Source organism: Enterobacter sp. JBIWA008 (assembly GCF_019968765.1).
In the GTDB taxonomy this organism is placed as follows: domain Bacteria; phylum Pseudomonadota; class Gammaproteobacteria; order Enterobacterales; family Enterobacteriaceae; genus Enterobacter.
On record NZ_CP074149.1, the window covers coordinates 1,133,898 to 1,152,836 of the forward strand.

General features: G+C 56.7%; 16 protein-coding genes and 1 other annotated feature. Of the genes, 11 read left to right on the top strand and 5 right to left on the bottom strand.

The genetic code is table 11. The features are described 5' to 3' along the window. Window position 1: 1 nt before the first annotated feature. Window positions 2-1,195 carry a multidrug efflux RND transporter periplasmic adaptor subunit AcrA gene (gene acrA / locus KGP24_RS05510; protein WP_223562619.1) on the bottom strand — a complete coding sequence of 398 codons (1,194 nt, stop codon included), beginning with the start codon at window positions 1,193-1,195 and terminating at the stop codon, window positions 2-4. Between the two features lie 140 nt (window positions 1,196-1,335). On the opposite strand from acrA, the gene acrR reads away from it, so the two are divergent. Continuing rightward, on the top strand, window positions 1,336-1,989 hold the full coding sequence (gene acrR, locus KGP24_RS05515; RefSeq protein ID WP_194399725.1) for a multidrug efflux transporter transcriptional repressor AcrR: 654 nt from the start codon (window positions 1,336-1,338) through the stop codon (window positions 1,987-1,989). A gap of 113 nt (window positions 1,990-2,102) precedes the next feature. Beyond that, window positions 2,103-5,450 (top strand): mechanosensitive channel MscK, encoded by a 3,348-nt coding sequence (mscK, locus tag KGP24_RS05520; protein WP_223562620.1) that lies wholly within the window; start codon window positions 2,103-2,105, stop codon window positions 5,448-5,450. Window positions 5,451-5,454: 4 nt separating this feature from the next. On the opposite strand, the gene rsmS is transcribed toward mscK, so the two are convergent. Next, window positions 5,455-5,640 (bottom strand): pleiotropic regulatory protein RsmS, encoded by a 186-nt coding sequence (rsmS, locus tag KGP24_RS05525; protein WP_223562621.1) that lies wholly within the window; start codon window positions 5,638-5,640, stop codon window positions 5,455-5,457. Window positions 5,641-5,653: 13 nt separating this feature from the next. Next, a complete protein-coding gene (gene priC / locus KGP24_RS05530) occupies window positions 5,654-6,181 on the bottom strand; it encodes a primosomal replication protein N'' (RefSeq protein WP_223562622.1) in 528 nt (175 codons plus the stop codon). Between the two features lie 50 nt (window positions 6,182-6,231). On the opposite strand from priC, the gene KGP24_RS05535 reads away from it, so the two are divergent. From KGP24_RS05535 to KGP24_RS05575, 9 genes are all read left to right on the top strand, one after another. Beyond that, a complete protein-coding gene (locus KGP24_RS05535; RefSeq protein WP_223562623.1) occupies window positions 6,232-6,609 on the top strand; it encodes a DUF454 family protein in 378 nt (125 codons plus the stop codon). 150 nt (window positions 6,610-6,759) lie between these two features. Beyond that, on the top strand, window positions 6,760-7,311 hold the full coding sequence (gene apt / locus KGP24_RS05540; RefSeq protein ID WP_000127359.1) for an adenine phosphoribosyltransferase: 552 nt from the start codon (window positions 6,760-6,762) through the stop codon (window positions 7,309-7,311). A gap of 88 nt (window positions 7,312-7,399) precedes the next feature. Continuing rightward, on the top strand, window positions 7,400-9,328 hold the full coding sequence (gene dnaX, locus KGP24_RS05545) for a DNA polymerase III subunit gamma/tau (protein ID WP_223562624.1): 1,929 nt from the start codon (window positions 7,400-7,402) through the stop codon (window positions 9,326-9,328). Beyond that, window positions 8,658-8,722 (top strand) — a sequence feature (DnaX frameshifting element). Its footprint overlaps the gene before it by 65 nt. 53 nt (window positions 9,329-9,381) lie before the next feature. After that, window positions 9,382-9,714 (top strand): YbaB/EbfC family nucleoid-associated protein, encoded by a 333-nt coding sequence (locus tag KGP24_RS05550; protein WP_003858972.1) that lies wholly within the window; start codon window positions 9,382-9,384, stop codon window positions 9,712-9,714. Beyond that, window positions 9,714-10,319: a recombination mediator RecR gene (gene recR / locus KGP24_RS05555; protein WP_008499298.1), complete on the top strand. Its 606-nt coding sequence runs from the start codon at window positions 9,714-9,716 to the stop codon at window positions 10,317-10,319. The genes KGP24_RS05550 and recR overlap by 1 nt, the downstream gene beginning before the upstream one ends. A gap of 110 nt (window positions 10,320-10,429) precedes the next feature. Continuing rightward, window positions 10,430-12,304 (top strand): molecular chaperone HtpG, encoded by a 1,875-nt coding sequence (gene htpG / locus KGP24_RS05560; protein ID WP_223562625.1) that lies wholly within the window; start codon window positions 10,430-10,432, stop codon window positions 12,302-12,304. A gap of 194 nt (window positions 12,305-12,498) precedes the next feature. Beyond that, entirely contained in the window at window positions 12,499-13,143 is a 645-nt protein-coding gene (gene adk, locus KGP24_RS05565) for an adenylate kinase (protein WP_006809841.1), read from the top strand. 124 nt (window positions 13,144-13,267) lie between these two features. Continuing rightward, the gene (gene hemH / locus KGP24_RS05570; protein ID WP_223562626.1) at window positions 13,268-14,230 is read left to right on the top strand and encodes a ferrochelatase; all 963 of its coding nucleotides are present in this window, start codon (window positions 13,268-13,270) and stop codon (window positions 14,228-14,230) included. Between the two features lie 62 nt (window positions 14,231-14,292). Beyond that, window positions 14,293-15,597, top strand: coding sequence for an inosine/guanosine kinase (locus KGP24_RS05575; RefSeq protein ID WP_223562627.1), 1,305 nt, complete (start codon window positions 14,293-14,295; stop codon window positions 15,595-15,597). Window positions 15,598-15,691: 94 nt separating this feature from the next. On the opposite strand, the gene ybaL is transcribed toward KGP24_RS05575, so the two are convergent. Together ybaL and KGP24_RS05585 are read right to left on the bottom strand one after the other, a co-directional pair. Then, a complete protein-coding gene (gene ybaL, locus KGP24_RS05580; RefSeq protein WP_223562628.1) occupies window positions 15,692-17,368 on the bottom strand; it encodes a YbaL family putative K(+) efflux transporter in 1,677 nt (558 codons plus the stop codon). 229 nt (window positions 17,369-17,597) lie between these two features. Next, complete coding sequence (locus KGP24_RS05585; protein WP_039263970.1) at window positions 17,598-18,806, bottom strand: MFS transporter; 1,209 nt, start codon at window positions 18,804-18,806, stop codon at window positions 17,598-17,600. Window positions 18,807-18,939: the final 133 nt, after the last annotated feature.

Genomic DNA, 18,939 nt, shown 5'->3' on the forward strand with positions numbered 1-18,939 from the left:
GTTAAGACTTGGTTTGTTCTGACTGGCCAGCGGCCGAAGCTTGTTGTTTATCGTCAGATTTCACTTCCTGTGCTTTAACCTGCGCGCCAGGACGAACTTTTTGCAAACCAGTAACAATCACGCGATCGCCATCTTTCAGACCTTCCGTCACCAGCCATTTATCGCCAATCGCCTGAGTGGCGGTGATATTGCGCGTTTCGACTTTGTCATCAGCCCCAACAACCAGCGCGCTCGCATCGCCTCGTGGCGTACGGGTCACACCCTGCTGTGGAACCAGAAGTGCGGTTGGATTCGTTCCTTCTTCCAGACGCGCGCGAACGAACATACCTGGCAGCAGATTTTTGTCAGGGTTCGGGAAAATCGCACGTAAGGTGATGGAGCCGGTAGTCTGGTCGACCGTCACGTCAGAGAATTCCAGGGTCCCTTCCTGCGGGAACTTGATACCGTCGTTGGTGATCAGCTCCACTTTTGCTTTGCCGTTTTCCTGTTTCAGGGTGCCGTTAGCCAGCTCCTGCTTAAGGCGCAGGAAATCGTTGCTGGACTGCGTCACGTCAACGTAGATCGGATCGAGCTGCTGTACGGTCGCCAGCGCAGTGGTCTGACCGTTCTGCACCAGTGCCCCTTCCGTGACGGAAGACTTACCAATACGACCGCTGATAGGGGAGGTCACTTTGGTATAGGCCAGGTTAATGCGCGCGGTTTCGACGGCCGCTTTGGCGGCCACCACGCTCGCGTTAGCCTGCTGTGCATCTGCCAGGGCGGTATCGTAATCCTGTTGGCTGATGTACTTGGTACCGAGCAGTTTTTGGTAGCGGTTCAACGTCAGCTGAGCAATTTTGGCCGCGGCCTGTGCTTTCGCCAGGTCGCCTTTCGCACTTTCATAAGAGGCCTGATAGGTTGCTGGATCAATCTGATACAGGGACTCACCGGCCTTCACATCACCGCCTTCGGTGAAGTTACGTTTAAGGATAATGCCGCTAACCTGAGGACGAACTTCCGCAATGCGGTAAGCATTTGTACGGCCTGGTAATTCGGTGGTGATTTGTAGAGGTTCAGATTTGAGCGTCACAACGCCTACTTCTGGCGCCTGCTGAGCTCCTTGTTGAGCCGGTTTGTCGTCACATCCTGTTAGCGCTAAGCTGCCTGAGAGCATCAGAACGACCGCCAGAGGCGTTAACCCTCTGTTTTTGTTCATATGTAAACCTCGAGTGTCCGATTTCAAATTGATCAAGGGTCCTGAGTCTAAAACCCATTGCTGCGTTTATATTATCGTCATGCTATGGTACATACATTCATAAATGTATGTAAATCTGACTCCTGTAAATTCACCCACCTATGGCACGAAAAACTAAACAACAAGCGCTGGAAACCCGACAACACATTCTGGATGTGGCAATACGTTTGTTCTCGCAGCAGGGTGTTTCATCCACCTCGCTGGCGCAGATTGCTCAGGCTGCCGGTGTGACGCGAGGAGCGATTTACTGGCATTTTAAAGATAAGTCAGATCTGTTCAGTGAAATCTGGGAGCTTTCAGAGTCCAGCATTAGCGATCTCGAGAGTGAGTATCGGGCAAAATTCCCTGACGATCCACTCTCAGTATTAAGAGAAATATTAGTATATATCCTTGAAGCAACTGTAGTTGAAGAACGTCGCAGATTAATGATGGAGATTATTTTTCATAAATGCGAGTTCGTGGGCGAGATGGCGGTGGTGCAGCAGGCACAGCGCAGCCTTAGTCTGGAGAGCTATGATCGTATCGAACAGAACCTGAACCTGTGCGTGCAGGCAAAACTGTTACCGGCCAATCTCCTGACCCGACGGGCGGCAATCCTGATGCGCAGCTACATTTCAGGTCTGATGGAGAACTGGCTTTTCGCGCCGCAATCCTTTGATCTCAAAGAGGAAGCCAGCAGCTACGTGGCGATTTTACTGGAAATGCTTCAGCTCTGCCCCACGCTGCGCAGCGACGCGTCTTCGCTAACGGCCTGATCCCTTTCCAGGATTTATCTCAGAGGATAACGTTCGCGCTATTCTGCTTTCGGCGAGCGTGATATTCTTCACGCCGGACTATTTTCGGTCCTCTTCTGACATCATTCACAACTATGCTGCCCATCAATCGCTCGCAACATCCTGTATTTGCATTGCTCTTTGCGATGCTGTTTTTCTTCGCCACGGCGCCGCTGACCTGGGCCCGCGCCGATAACAGCAACGATATTCCCTCGCGCGGCGATGTTCAGTCGCAGCTCGACACGCTGAACAAACAAAAAGATCTCTCCCCTCAGGAGAAACTCATCCAGCAGGATCTGACGGAAACGCTGGAAACGCTGGATAAAATTGAGCGTGTTAAAGCAGAAACCGTCCAGCTTCGCCAGAAGGTGGCTCAGGCCCCTGAAAATATGCGTAAGGCCACCGAAGCGCTGAATGCCCTCAGCGATGTGGATAACGACGACGAGACGCGCAAGACGCTCTCGACGCTCTCATTACGTCAGCTGGAGTCCCGCGTCGCACAACTGCTCGATGACCTCCAAACCGCGCAGTCGGATCTCGCAACGTATAATACCCAGCTTGTCTCTCTGCAGACCCAGCCGGAGCGTGTGCAAAACGCGATGTACACCGCGTCTCAGCAGCTGCAGCAAATCCGCAACCGTCTGAACGGCACGACGGTTGGGGAAGGCACGCTGCGCCCGACGCAGCAAACCCTGCTGCTGGTTCAGCAGACCTTGCTCAATGCGCAAATTGAACAGCAGCGTAAAAGCCTGGAAGGGAATACGGTGCTGCAGGACACGCTTCAGAAACAGCGTGATTACGTCACCGCGAATATTAATCGCCTGGAGCACCAGCTTCAGCTGTTGCAGGAGGCGGTAAACAGCAAACGCCTGACGCTAACGGAAAAAACCGCCCAGGAGGCCGTATCCCCTGACGAAACCGCCCGCATTCAGGCGAATCCGCTGGTGAAACAGGAGCTCGAGGCCAACCACCAGCTTAGCCAGCGCCTGATACTGGCGACGGAAAACGGTAACTCGCTGGTTCAGCAAAATATCAAGGTGAAGAACTGGCTGGATCGCGCGCTGCAGGCGGAACGCAACATCAAAGAGCAGATTGCGGTCCTGAAGGGCAGCCTCCTCCTGTCGCGTATTCTCTACCAGCAGCAGCAGACGCTCCCGTCCGCCGATGAGCTGGAGGACATGACCAACCGCATTGCGGATTTACGTCTGGAACAGTTTGACGTTAACCAGCAGCGCGATGCCCTTTTCCAGAGCGATGCTTTTGTCGCCAAAATTGAAGAGGGGCATTCCAGCGACGTGAACCCGGAAGTGCACGACGCGCTGCTCCAGGTCGTTGATATGCGTCGCGAGCTGCTGGACCAGCTCAACAAACAGCTGGGCAACCAGCTGATGATGGCCATTAACCTGCAAATCAACCAGCAGCAGCTGGTGAGCGTCTCGAAAAGTCTGCAGGAGATCCTGACCCAGCAGATTTTCTGGGTGAATAGCAACAAGCCGATGGACTGGGACTGGATTAAATCCTTCCCGGAGACGCTGAAAACGCAGATCAAGAGCATGAAGATCACCGTAAACTGGGAGAAAGCCTGGCCTGCGGTAATGATTGCTTTCCTGGCAGGTTTACCGCTGCTGCTGATTGCCGGTCTGATCCGCTGGCGTCTGGGCTGGCTGAAAAAATACCAGGCGAAGCTGGCCTCCGAAGTGGGGCAGCTGCGCAACGATAGCCAGCTCCATACGCCAAAAGCGATTCTCATCGATCTCATCCGCGCCCTGCCGGTGTGTCTGATTATTCTGGCCGTGGGCCTGATTTTGCTCACTATGCAGCTCAACGTCAGCGACCTGCTGTGGGCGTTCAGTAAAAAACTGGCGCTGTTCTGGCTGGTGTTTGGCGTGTGCTGGAAGGTGCTGGAAAAAGACGGCGTAGCGGTGCGTCATTTTAACATGCCTGCGCAACTGACCAGCCACTGGCGGCGTCAGATTGTGCGCATCAGCCTGGCGCTCCTTCCGCTGCACTTCTGGTCGGTGGTCTCTGAACTTTCCCCTCTGCATCTGATGGATGATGTGCTGGGCCAGCTGGTCATCCTGCTGAACCTGCTGCTGATTGCGATCCTGATGTGGCCGATGTGCCGCGACAGCTGGCGTGATAAAGAGTCCCACAATATTCGTCTGGCCACCGTGACGGTGCTGGCGATCATTCCGCTGACGCTGATGGTGCTGACGGCTACGGGCTATTTCTATACCACGCTGCGCCTGTCCGGGCGCTGGATTGAAACGGTCTATCTGGTGATCGTCTGGAACCTGCTCTATCAGACCGTGCTGCGCGGCCTGAGCGTGGCGGCCCGCCGCATTGCCTATCGCCGTGCCATTGCGCGTCGTCAGCATCAGGTGAAAGAGGGGGCCGAAGGCGCGGAACCGCAGGAAGAGCCGACCATCGCCCTGGAGCAGGTTAACCAGCAGACGCTGCGTATCACCATGCTGGTGATGATTGCCCTTTTTGCCGTGATGTTCTGGGCCATCTGGTCCGATCTCATTACCGTTTTCGCCTATCTCGACAGTATTACCCTCTGGCAATACAACGGTACCGAAGCGGGCGCGGCGGTCATGAAAAGCGTGACCATGGGCAGCCTGCTGTTTGCGCTGGTGTCGTCGGTGGTGGCCTGGGCGTTGATTCGCAACCTGCCAGGCCTGCTGGAAGTGCTGCTCCTGTCACGTCTGAATCTTCGCCAGGGGGCGTCCTACGCCATTACCACGATCCTCAATTACGTGATCATTATTGTTGGGGCGATGACGGTCTTTGGCTCGCTTGGCGTCTCGTGGGATAAACTGCAGTGGCTGGCGGCCGCCCTCTCGGTCGGTCTTGGTTTTGGCCTGCAGGAGATCTTCGGTAACTTCGTGTCTGGCCTGATCATCCTGTTCGAACGTCCGGTACGAATCGGCGATACCGTCACCATCGGCACCTTCTCCGGTACGGTCAGCAAGATCCGTATTCGTGCCACCACCATCACCGACTTCGATCGCAAAGAGGTGATCATCCCGAACAAAGCGTTCGTGACCGAGCGTCTGATCAACTGGTCGCTCTCGGATACGGTGACCCGCGTGGTGATTCGTCTGGGCGTAGCCTATGGATCGGATCTGGAGAAGGTGAAAGAGGTGCTTCTCAAGGCGGCGTCAGAACATCCAAAAGTGATGCACGATCCGGCGCCGGCGGTCTTCTTCACCACCTTTGGGCCGAGCACGCTGGATCACGAATTGCGTTTATACGTGCGCGAGCTGCGCGATCGCAGCTACACCGTGGATGAACTCAACCGCTCTATCGATCGTCTGTGCCGTGAAAATGATATTAATATCGCCTTCAACCAGCTTGAGGTTCACCTGCGTAACGAGAAAGGTGATGAGCATACGGAAGTGAAGCGCGAGATTAAGGGTGACGATCCGACTCCGGCTTAATCTATTATCTTCCCTCTCCCTGTGGGAGAGGGTTAGGGTGAGGGCAACAGGCCTTCACCTTTGCCTCAAAATCCCGCTGCACAATCTCCAGCGCTTTAAGCACCGTCTCGGCGGGAATCTCATGATTCTCCAGCAGCATAATCAAATCGACGGCCAGCTTGACCTCATCGGGTGCATTTTCCAGTGACATGGTGTGACTCCTGTTAACGGGTCAAACGTTCAATGACGTGTTCAATCTCATCCCGCGCCTGACGGCAGCGGAGGATGCGTCCTTCCAGCGCGCTAATCTCGCGCATCAATAGCTGCTGCTCTTCCAGCGTTTCGCTGTTGTTTAGCCGCCCTTCGCGCTCGCGCTTCATTTCAAACAGCCGGCGCTCAAACTCCTGGTTCTCCAGCCGCTTGCGCTGCCATTTGCCGAGCCCCGGCGAGGCGCTGTCCCAGGCGCGCAGCGGCCAGGCGGTGATTTCGCGATGCAGAGCGGTGATCTGCTCTGTGAGATGCTCCGCAAGCCACGCCACCTGTTCCTGCTGTTCATTCTCAACCGCATGGCGAAGCTCGTCGAGGTTCGTCTGCGCTTCCGCCAGGTAATCCTGAATGACGGTGCTGCGCGTGCGAAAAAGCTGCCGGTCAAAGCGCGGCTTCAGCGTGGCGTGCCCCATTAGCGGTGTAGCCTGCTCCCGCAGAGCAATCAGCTGATTTTGCAGCCTTTCAAGAAGCAGTGCTGTTTTCAAGGCGCTCTCCAGTGGTAAAGTAGCCGTTCAGTTTGATAACGATTCGCATTATGCAGCGTACTATTTTAATCATCATTGGCTGGCTCGCGGTAGTGCTTGGCACGCTAGGGGTGTTTTTACCCTTACTGCCGACCACGCCTTTTATCCTGCTGGCGGCCTGGTGCTTCGCCCGCTCGTCGCCGCGTTTTCATCACTGGCTGCTCTACCGCTCGTGGTTTGGCGGCTATCTGCGGCACTGGCAAAAACATCGGGCCATGCCGCCCGGCGCGAAGCCGCGCGCGATCGCGATGATCCTCATCACCTTCGCTATTTCATTATGGCTGGTGAAAATGATGTGGGTACGCATTCTGCTGCTGGCGATCCTGACCTGCCTGCTTTTCTTTATGTGGCGAATCCCCGTGGTTGATGAAAAGCAACAAAAGCACTGAAGCCTTATCATGACTGTTGCAATTATTGCGTACAGCCAGTAAATTCGACCGTTTTCGAGCACAGGTGCGCCTGGTCAAAGGTTAAACAATTGTTGCCTTGGCCGATTCGTTGCGCGCTGTGAGTAACACTGTTTCATTTAGGCAAAACCGATGACCGCAACTGCACAGCAGCTTGAATATCTGAAAAACAGCATCAAAAGCATCCAGGACTATCCAAAGCCTGGCATTCTTTTCCGTGATGTCACCAGCTTGCTGGAAGACCCGAAAGCGTACGCGCTCAGCATTGAACTGCTGGTCGAGCGTTATAAAAACGCCGGGATCACCAAAGTAGTAGGTACCGAAGCCCGTGGCTTCCTGTTTGGCGCACCGGTTGCGCTGGCAATGGGCGTGGGTTTTGTGCCGGTTCGTAAGCCGCGCAAACTGCCGCGTGAAACCATAGCTGAGAGCTACGAGCTGGAGTACGGCACCGATCAGCTGGAGATCCACGTTGATGCGATCAAGCCTGGCGACAAAGTGCTGGTGGTCGACGACCTGCTGGCAACCGGCGGTACCATTGAGGCGACCGTGAAGCTGATCCGTCGTCTGGGTGGTGAAGTGACCGACGCGGCCTTCATCATCAATCTGTTCGATCTTGGCGGTGAACAGCGCCTGGAAAAACAGGGTATTACCAGCTACAGCCTGGTGCCTTTCCCGGGTCATTAATCCCGGTTTTCACAACCTCGCTCAATGGGTGAGGTTGTGATAGCATTCCCCTCCATAAATTCACCTTCCAGCGTTGCAGAGCCTGCCCATGAGTTATCAGGTGTTAGCCCGTAAATGGCGACCACAAACCTTTGCTGACGTTGTCGGTCAGGAACATGTGCTGACGGCCCTGGCGAACGGCTTGTCGCTAGGTCGCATCCATCACGCCTATCTTTTCTCCGGCACCCGTGGCGTCGGTAAGACCTCAATTGCCCGTTTGCTTGCGAAAGGTCTCAACTGCGAAACCGGGATCACCGCCACGCCCTGCGGCGTGTGTGATAACTGCCGGGAGATCGAGCAGGGGCGTTTTGTCGATCTGATCGAGATCGACGCCGCCTCGCGCACCAAAGTGGAAGATACCCGCGATCTGCTCGATAATGTGCAGTACGCCCCGGCTCGCGGCCGCTTCAAGGTCTACCTGATCGATGAAGTGCATATGCTGTCGCGCCACAGCTTCAACGCCCTGCTGAAAACGCTGGAAGAGCCGCCCGCGCACGTGAAATTCCTGCTGGCGACCACCGATCCGCAAAAGCTGCCGGTCACGATTTTATCGCGCTGCCTGCAGTTCCACCTGAAGGCGCTGGACGTTGAGCAGATCCGCGCTCAGCTTGAGCACATTCTTGATGAAGAGAACATTGTCCACGAACCGCGCGCCCTGCAGCTGCTGGCCCGCGCGGCGGACGGTAGCCTGCGTGATGCGCTCAGCCTGACCGACCAGGCGATTGCCAGCGGTGACGGCAAGCTCTCCACCGAGGCTGTCAGCACTATGCTCGGCACGCTGGATGACGATCAGGCGCTGTCGCTTATCGAAGCGATGATTGCCGCCAACGGCGAACGCGTGATGTCGCAGGTGAATGCGGCCGCGGCCCTGGGTATTGAATGGGAAGGACTGCTGGTTGAGATGCTCAGCCTGTTGCACCGCGTGGCGATGCTGCAGCTTTCTCCGTCCGCCATTGGCGCAGATATGGCCGCCATTGAACAGCGGATGCGTGAGCTTGCCCGCACCGTGCCGCCTGCCGACGTGCAGCTGTACTATCAGACGCTGCTGATTGGCCGCAAAGAGTTACCGTTCGCGCCGGACCCCAGGATGGGCGTTGAAATGACTCTGCTGCGCGCGCTGGCGTTCCACCCGCGCATGCCATTGCCGGAGCCGGAAGTGCCGCGGCAGTCTTTCGCGCCGGTCGCCCCTACGGCGGTGATGTCGCCTCAGCAGGTGCCACCGCAGCCGACGCCGCCGCCACAGCAAAACGTGCCGCTGTCGGATGCCACCAGTTCGGTGCTTGCCGCACGCAGCCAGCTGCAGCGTGCCCAGGGAGTAACCAAACCAAAAAAGAGTGAACCGGCAGCGCCAGGAAGAGCGCGGCCGGTGAACAACGCCGCGCTTGCACGACTGGCCTCGGTAACGGAGCGCGTACAGTCGCGTCCGGCACCGTCCGCGCTTGAGCAGAAAGCCCCGGCGAAAGAAGAGGCATACCGCTGGAAGGCGACCACCGTTGTTGAAACGGTGAAGGAAGAGGTCGCCACGCCGAAAGCGCTGAAAAAGGCGCTGGAGCATGAGAAAACGCCGGAACTTTCCGCGAAGCTTGCTGAAGAGTCCATTGCGCGCGACGCCTGGGCCGCCGAGGTTAGCAAACTTCAGCTGCCTAAGCTGGTCGAGCAGGTCGCGCTGAATGCCTGGAAAGAGCAGGACGGCAATCAGGTACGTTTGCACCTGCGTCCGGGCCAGCTGCACCTCAATTCCCCTGGCGCGCAAAAGGCGCTGGCCGAGGCGCTCACCGCATTACAGGGTGCGCCGGTTGAATTGACTATCATTGAAGATGATAATCCGGCAGTGAAAACGCCGCTCGAGTGGCGCCAGGCCATTTATGAAGAAAAGCTCGCGCAGGCGCGCGAGGCGATTATTGCGGATAACAACATTCAGACCCTGCGCCGGTTCTTCGACGCCGATCTGGATGAAGAGAGTATTCGCCCCATTTGATCGTGAGTCTGACTTACGGTTGTAATCCTTAAACGTGAAAAAGAGAGAAGCCTATGTTTGGTGGAAAAGGCGGTCTGGGTGGCCTGATGAAGCAGGCTCAGCAGATGCAGGAAAAAATGCAGAAGATGCAGGAAGAGATCGCTCAGCTGGAAGTCACGGGTGAGTCCGGTGCCGGTCTGGTCAAGGTGACCATCAACGGTGCGCACAACTGCCGTCGCGTGGAAATCGACCCGAGCCTGCTCGAAGACGACAAAGAGATGCTGGAAGATCTGGTTGCAGCCGCGTTTAACGATGCCGCTCGCCGTATCGACGAAACTCAGAAAGAGAAAATGGCCTCTGTATCCAGCGGTATGCAGCTGCCGCCTGGCTTCAAGATGCCATTCTGATGCAAACCAGTCCGCTGCTCACGCAGTTAATGGAAGCACTGCGCTGCCTGCCGGGCGTTGGCCCGAAGTCGGCGCAGCGCATGGCGTTTACGCTATTGCAGCGCGACCGCAGCGGCGGGATGCGCCTTGCGCAGGCTTTGACCCGCGCCATGTCAGAAATTGGTCACTGCGCGGATTGCCGCACCTTTACCGAGCAGGACGTGTGTAACATCTGTACGAACCCGCGTCGTCAGGAAAACGGCCAGATTTGCGTGGTGGAGAGTCCGGCGGACATCTACGCCATCGAACAAACCGGGCAGTTTTCCGGCCGCTACTTCGTGCTGATGGGGCATCTCTCCCCGCTCGACGGTATTGGCCCGGATGATATCGGCCTTGACCGCCTTGAACAGCGTCTTGAGTCCGAAACCATCAAAGAGGTGATCCTCGCCACCAACCCGACGGTGGAAGGGGAGGCAACCGCCAACTACATCGCCGAACTGTGCTCGCAGTACGGCGTGGACGCCAGCCGCATCGCCCACGGCGTGCCGGTGGGTGGCGAGCTGGAAATGGTGGACGGCACCACGCTGTCACACTCTCTGGCCGGGCGTCACAAGATTATTTTCTGACCAAACGGAGGCCGCGCGCGCGGCCTCCGCTTGAAAACTCTCCCCCTTATCCCCATCTCTCACTCAACGTTTTACAACCCCATTAAATGGCATTGTTGAGGTCGACTTAGATGAAAGGACAAGAAACCCGTGGTTTCCAGTCAGAAGTAAAACAGCTTCTGCACCTGATGATCCATTCCCTGTATTCCAACAAAGAAATTTTCCTGCGTGAGCTGATTTCCAACGCCTCGGACGCGGCGGACAAGCTGCGCTTCCGCGCGCTGTCCAACCCGGACCTGTACGAAGGCGACGGCGAGCTGCGCGTGCGCGTCTCGTTCAATAAAGAGAACCGCACCCTGACCATCGCCGATAACGGCATCGGGATGAACCGCGACGAGGTGATCGACCACCTCGGCACCATCGCGAAATCCGGCACCAAAGCGTTCCTTGAGTCCATGGGCTCTGACCAGGCGAAAGACAGCCAGCTGATCGGCCAGTTCGGCGTGGGCTTCTACTCGGCGTTCATCGTGGCCGACAAAGTTACCGTGCGCACCCGCGCGGCGGGCGACAGCGCCGAAAACGGCGTGCTGTGGGAGTCCAAAGGGGAAGGTGAATATACCGTTGATGACATTACCAAAGCGGATCGCGGCACCGAAATCACCCTGCACCTGCGTGAAGGCGAAGACGATTTCCTGAACGACTGGCGCGTGCGCTCGATCATCAGCAAATATTCCGACCACATCGCCCTGCCGGTAGAGATTGAAAAACGGGAAGAGAAAGACGGCGAAACCGTGGTCTCCTGGGAGAAGATCAACAAGGCGCAGGCGCTGTGGACGCGCAACAAGTCTGAAATTAAAGACGACGAATACAACGAGTTCTACAAGCACATCGCCCACGACTTTACCGACCCGCTGACCTGGAGCCACAACCGTGTGGAAGGTAAGCAGGAGTACACCAGCCTGCTGTACATCCCGGCACAGGCGCCGTGGGACATGTGGAACCGCGATCACAAGCACGGCCTGAAGCTGTACGTGCAGCGCGTGTTCATCATGGACGACGCCGAGCAGTTCATGCCGAACTACCTGCGCTTCGTGCGCGGTCTGATAGATTCCAACGATCTGCCGCTCAACGTCTCGCGTGAAATTCTGCAGGACAGCACCGTCACCCGTAACCTGCGCAACGCCCTGACCAAACGTGCGCTGCAGATGCTGGAAAAACTGGCGAAAGACGATGCGGAAAAATATCAGACCTTCTGGAAACAGTTCGGCCTGGTGCTGAAGGAAGGCCCGGCAGAAGACACCGCGAACGTTGAAACGATCGCCAAACTGCTGCGCTTCGCCTCTACGCATACCGACTCCTCCGCGCAGACCGTGTCGCTGGAAGAGTACGTCTCGCGCATGAAGGAAGGGCAGGAGAAGATCTACTACATCACCGCCGACAGCTACGCGGCGGCGAAGAGCAGCCCGCACCTGGAGCTGCTGCGTAAGAAAGGCATCGAAGTACTGCTGCTTTCTGACCGCATCGACGAGTGGATGATGAACTACCTGACCGAGTTCGACGGTAAATCCTTCCAGTCTGTCGCCAAAGCGGACGAATCCATCGACAAACTGGCGGATGAAGTTGACGAAAGCGCGAAAGAAGCCGAGAAGGCGCTGGAGCCGTTCATTGAGCGCGTGAAAACCCTGCTGGGCGAGCGCGTGAAAGAGGTGCGCTTCACGCACCGTCTGACCGACACCCCGGCGATTGTCACCACCGATGCGGACGAAATGAGCACCCAGATGGCGAAACTGTTCGCTGCGGCGGGCCAGGCGATGCCGGAAGTGAAATATATCTTTGAGCTTAATCCGGATCATCCTCTGGTGAAACGCGCGGCGGATACCCAGGACGACGCCCGCTTTGCCGAGTGGGTTGAGCTGCTGCTGGATCAGTCCCTGCTGGCCGAGCGCGGCACGCTGGAAGATCCTAACCTGTTCATTAAACGTGTGAATGCGCTGCTGCTGGCGTAATTGACCACGCCTCCCCTGGTCTTCTCCCTCTTCCGTGGGAGAGGGCCGGGGTGAGGGCATCAGACCGCACCCTCCCAAATAATCTCCCCCCGTTAACCGTTTCAGCCTTCCCGCCTTCCTTGAGCGATGCCCGTTCTGGTGGTATTGTTTAGCGCTTTTGAAAAATTGAAACGACTTTTGAGGGGATTTTCGCAATGCGTATTATTCTGCTTGGCGCTCCGGGCGCGGGTAAAGGAACTCAGGCTCAGTTCATCATGGAGAAATACGGTATTCCGCAAATCTCCACCGGTGACATGCTGCGCGCCGCTGTTAAATCTGGCTCCGAGCTGGGTAAACAAGCGAAAGACATCATGGACGCAGGCAAGCTGGTGACCGACGAGCTGGTTATTGCTCTGGTTAAAGAGCGCATTGCGCAGGAAGACTGCCGTAACGGTTTCCTGCTGGACGGCTTCCCACGCACCATTCCTCAGGCCGACGCCATGAAGGAAGCGGGCATCAACGTGGACTACGTTCTGGAGTTCGACGTACCGGACGAGCTGATCGTTGACCGTATCGTTGGCCGTCGCGTACACGCTGCTTCTGGCCGCGTTTACCACATCAAATTCAACCCACCTAAGGTTGAAGGCAAAGATGACGTGACCGGCGAAGAGCTGACCACCCGTAAAGACGACCAGGAAGAGACCGTGCGTAAACGCCTGGTGGAATACCATCAGATGACCGCACCGCTGATCGGCTACTACACTAAAGAAGCGCAGGCGGGTAACACCAAATACGCAAAAGTTGACGGCACCAAAGCCGTGGCTGACGTACGTGCAGAGCTGGAAAAAATCCTCGGCTAATCGCGCGCCTCTCACCCGGGTTTCCGGGTGAGAAATATTCTCATCTTACCTATTACAGCAATGGGTTTCGTTTAAACGCATTTCCGCTACAATTGACAACCTATCAAATGGTTAAGAGGCGTGAATGAGTCAGGCGAAAACCGGCATCCTGCTTGCCAATCTGGGCACTCCAGAAGCACCTACATCAGACGCGGTAAAACGCTACCTGCGACAATTTTTAAGCGACACGCGCGTCGTGGATTTCCCGAGACTGCTGTGGTGGCCGCTGCTGCGTGGCGTCATTCTGCCGATTCGCTCTCCGCGCGTCGCCAAACTCTATCAGTCCGTCTGGATGGAAGAGGGCTCGCCGCTGATGGTTTACAGCCGTCGTCAGGAGAAAGCGCTGGCCGCCCGCCTGCCGGATATGCCCGTCGCGCTCGGCATGAGCTACGGAAAACCGTCCCTGGAAAGCGCGGTGGAATCACTGCTGGCGCAGGGCGTGGACCATATCGTCGTGCTGGCGCTCTACCCGCAGTACTCCTGCTCGACGGTGGCCGCCGTCTGGGACGAGCTGGCCCGCATTCTGGCGACCCGCCGCCGCATTCCGGGCGTCACCTTTATTCGCGACTACGCGGATAACGATCTCTACATCCAGGCGCTTGCCAACAGCGCGCGCGCGTCGTTTGAAAAGCACGGCGAGCCGGATCTGCTGCTGCTTTCCTATCACGGGATCCCGCAGCGTTTTGCCAATGAAGGGGATGATTATCCGCAGCGCTGCCGCGATACCACGCGCGAGCTGGTCTCCGCCCTTGGCCTGCCGCCGGAGAAGGTGATGATGACCTTCCAGTCGCGCTTCGGTCGCGAGCCGTGGCTGACGCCGTACACCGATGAAACCCTCAAAATGCTGGGCGAGAAGGGCGTGAAGCACATTCAGGTGATGTCGCCGGGCTTCTCGGCCGACTGTCTGGAAACGCTGGAGGAGATCGCGGTACAAAACCGGGAATTTTTCCTTGAAGCTGGCGGCGAAAAGTACGAGTACATTCCGGCGCTTAACGACTCCCCTGAGCATATTGACATGATGGTCTCGCTGGTGACGAAAAGCCGCTAATCGCGCTTGAGGCCGGGTTTGTGCTACCATTCCCGGCTTCTATTCCTTGCACAGTTCAGACCATGAAATTTCCCGGTAAACGTAAATCAAAACACTACTTCCCCGTTAACGCGCGCGATCCGCTCCTGCAGCAAATCCAGCCTGAAAGTGAAACCAGCGCCGCATGGGTGGTGGGTATCGATCAGACGCTGGTGGATATTGAAGCCAAAGTGGATGATGCGTTTGTTGCGCGTTACGGTCTGAGCGCCGGGCATTCGCTGGTGATTGAAGACGACGTTGCCGAAGCGCTGTACCAGGAGCTGGTGCGCGAAAACCTGATTACCCATCAGTTCGCCGGTGGCACCATCGGCAATACCATGCACAACTACTCTGTGCTGGCCGACGACCGCTCGGTGCTGCTCGGCGTGATGTGCAGCAATATCGAAATCGGCGGCTATGCCTACCGCTATCTCTGCAACACCTCAAGCCGTACCGATCTGAACTACCTTCAGGGTGTCGACGGGCCAATTGGCCGCTGCTTTACCCTGATCGGGGAATCCGGTGAGCGTACCTTCGCCATTAGCCCAGGCCACATGAACAAGCTGCGCGCTGAGAGCATCCCGGAAGCGGTGATCGCGGGCGCCTCGGCGCTGGTGCTGACCTCCTACCTGGTGCGCTGTAAGCCGGGCGAGCCGATGCCGGAAGCGACCATGAAAGCGATTGAGTACGCGAAGAAATACAACGTGCCGGTCGTTCTGACGCTGGGTACTAAATTCGTTATCGCCGATAACCCGGAATGGTGGCAGGCGTTCCTGAAAGAGCACGTTTCGATTCTGGCGATGAACGAAGAAGAGGCCGAAGCGCTGACCGGCGAAAGCGATCCCCTGCTGGCATCTGACAAAGCGCTGGACTGGGTGGATCTGGTGCTCTGCACTGCCGGACCGGTTGGGCTGTACATGGCCGGCTTCACGGAAGAAGAGAGCAAGCGTAAAACCCAGCACCCGCTGCTGCCCGGCGCGATTGCCGAGTTTAACCAGTACGAGTTCAGCCGCGGCATGCGTTACAAGGATTGCGTGAATCCGCTGCGCATCTACTCTCACATCGCGCCATACATGGGCGGTCCGGAGAAGATCATGAACACCAACGGCGCGGGCGACGGCGCGCTGGCGGCGCTGCTGCACGATATCACCGCCAATGCCTACCACAAAACCAACGTACCGAACTCCAGCAAGCACAAGTTCAGCTGGCTGACCTATTCGTCGCTGGCGCAGGTGTGTAAGTACGCCAACCGCGTGAGCTATCAGGTGCTTAACCAGCATTCCCCGCGCTTAACGCGCGGCCTGCCGGAACGCGAAGACAGCCTCGAAGAGGCGTACTGGGACAGGTAAAAGCAAAACGGCAACCTATGGTTGCCGTTTTTAGTGTTTGTTCCCTCTGCCTTGTGGGAGAGGGCCAGGGTGAGGGCATCAGGCCGCACAACTCTTAACCCGTCACAGCCTCTTCAACCGGCGGTTTCTCCAGCAGCGTCAGCATCGTATTCGCAATCTCGCGCTCGCCCATCACCACCTTATCCGCACCGCGCTCGGTAATGTACTCCACCTCGTCGTCATAATGCGCCCGGGCGATAATCTCAATCGCTGGACACTTCGCGCGCGCGGAGGCCACAATCTCACCCGCTTCATAGCCGTTAGGTATGGTCAGCAGCAGCCAGCGTGCGCAGTCCAGATGTGCCAGATTCATGATCTCTTCGTTTGCCGCATTGCCCAGCACCGCACGAATACCGCGCTCGCGCAGCTCGTCAACGCGGGTGCGAGAGGTCTCAATCACCACCAGCGGAATGCCCTGCGCCATCAGCTTCTCACCGAGCAGGCTGCCCACGCGGCCAAAGCCGACCAGCAGGGCGTGATTGCAAATATCCACCGGGATCTGCTTCTCCTCTTCGATGGCTTCTTCCAGCGTCTGTTCTTCCAGCGTTTCGGTTTTATCGAGGTATTTTTCCAGCAGGGCAAACAGCACCGGGTTCAGCATAATCGACAGAATCGCCCCCGCCAGCACCAGGTTTTGTCCCGCCTGCGGCAGCAGGTTCAGGGCCATGCCCAGGCCGGCCAGAATAAAGGCGAACTCACCGATCTGCGCCAGGCTGGCGGCGATGGTCAACGCCGTACGCGGGGAGTGGCCGAACATCCGCACCAGGAAGAAGGCGGCAAGCGACTTACCAAAGATGATGATCGCCAGCGTGCCCAGCACGGCCAGCGGCTGGTGAATCAGAACCATCGGATCAAACAGCATCCCGACGGAGACGAAGAACAGCACGGCGAAGGCATCGCGCAGCGGCAGAGTATCGTGCGCCGCGCGGTGGCTCAGCTCGGACTCGTTCAGCACCATCCCGGCAAAGAACGCGCCCAGGGCAAAGGAGACATCAAACAGCTCTACGGCACCAAAAGCGATGCCCAGCGCCAGCGCCAGCACGGAGAGGGTAAACAGCTCGCGTGAGCCGGTTGCCGCGCTGCGGGACATGATCCACGGCACCAGACGGCGCCCCACCAGCATCATGATGGCGATAAACGCCACCACCTTGCCGATGGTGATACTCATATCCAGCGCCAGCGAAGCAAAGCCGACGTTGTCTTTTTCCATCATCCCGGCGACTGCAGGCAGCAGCACCAGCGTCAGGACCATCACCAGGTCTTCAACAATCAGCCAGCCTATCGCGATTTGCCCGCGCTGACTGTCTATTAGCTGTCTCTCTTCAAGCGCGCGCAGCAGCACCACGGTACTGGCGGTTGAAAGACACAGCCCAAATACTATGCCGGTCATTAACGACCAGCCCAGCACCGCCGAAAGCGCCATCCCCAGCAGCGTCGCCACCCCTATCTGGGCGATCGCTCCTGGTATGGCAATCGACTTTACCGCCATCAAATCCTTCAGGGAGAAGTGCAGGCCGACGCCAAACATCAGCAGAATTACGCCCAATTCCGCCAGCTCTGGGGCCAGTTTGGTATCCGCCACGAAGCCTGGCGTAAACGGTCCCGCCAGTACACCCGCTAACAGATAGCCGACAAGAGGAGAAATACGCAGTTTATTGGCAATCATGCCGAGGATAAAAGCGAGCACAAGTCCACCAACAATGGTGGTGATAAGCGGTGTGGCGTGGTGCATTCCGTCTCCTTTCGTTGTGGGTGTTCCTTTTTGGCGAAAACCAAAAAACCGAGTAATAGTTTATGACAAATTTTACCCTTATGTTTATGAATAATTGTTGAAGTTTGAATAAAACAGCAATAAGCACGTAAAAAAGCGCATTTTGATAAATTCAGTGAGGGTATGAAGAGGAAACCCTTATGGCATCAGGGTATCGGGAAGCCAAAGTTAAACTTTGGCTTCCCGTAACTTATGCTTTATGACGGTTATCAGGCAGGAATATGGTTAACATACCAAGAAGTGGCAGGAAAGCGCAGATTTTATAAACCAGGAAGATGCTGGTGTGATCCGCAACCATCCCTAACACCGCTGCACCAAGCCCACCCATGCCGAAGGCGAAACCGAAAAACAGTCCGGAAACCATACCGATACGGCCAGGCAGCAGCTCCTGGGCATAAACCAGAATGGCGGAAAACGCCGATGCGAGGATAAAACCAATGATCACGGTTAAAATTCCCGTCCATTCAAGGCTTGCGTACGGCAAAATGAGGGTAAAGGGGGCTACGCCGAGGATAGAGCCCCAAATGACATATTTACGCCCAATCTTATCACCCACAGGCCCGCCAATGACCGTACCGGCCGCGACGGCGAACAGGAAGGCAAACAGGTGGAACTGCGCATTCTGTACCGATAATCCGAATTTTTGCATCAGATAAAAGGTGTAATAGCTGCTGATGCTCGCCATATAGAAGTATTTCGAGAAAATCAGCACCAGCAGTACGGAAACCGCCAGGATAACCTTATTGCGGGGCAGGGGATTGATAACCTTCGCTTTAGGTTTTCCTTTATTCACGCGATGCTGAGCGGCATACCAGCGGCTGATCTGCGCCAGCACGATAATCGCCAGCAGCGCAGCCAGCACAAACCAGGCCACGTTGCCTTTACCGTAAGGGGCAATAATCACCGCGGCCAGCAGCGGGCCGAGAGAGCTACCAAAGTTACCGCCAACCTGGAAGAGTGACTGCGCCAGCCCGTGACGCCCCCCTGAAGCCATACGCGCCACGCGGGAAGACTCCGGATGGAAAACGGACGAGCCGGTGCCCACCAGCGCGGCGGCAACCAGCACCGCTTCAAAACTCCCCGCCATGGCCAGCAGCACCAGCCCGCTTAAGGTAAAGCACATGCCAATCGGCAGCGACCAGGGCATCGGATATTTATCCGTCCAGTAGCCCACCACCGGCTGCAGCAGCGAAGAAGCCAGCTGGAAGGTCAGGGTGATCATCCCTATCTGCACGAAAGTTAATGAAAACTCGGACTGCAGCAGCGGATAAATGGCCAGAATCAACGACTGGATCATATCGTTGAGCAGGTGCGAGAGACTGATTGCGCCTAAGACTTTAAAGGAGGTGCGCGACGCCGGCGCGCCCGGAACGGGCTGGGTTGATTCACTGATTGCCATAGAGAGAAGTACCACGTCTTTGGTTATTAGAGGTGCAGGGTGTAATTATTATCCGACTAACATACCCGCCCGGGACATTTGAAGAAAGTCGCAATTCTGAAAACTTATTTGTCTATTATTGTGAGTCACTGTA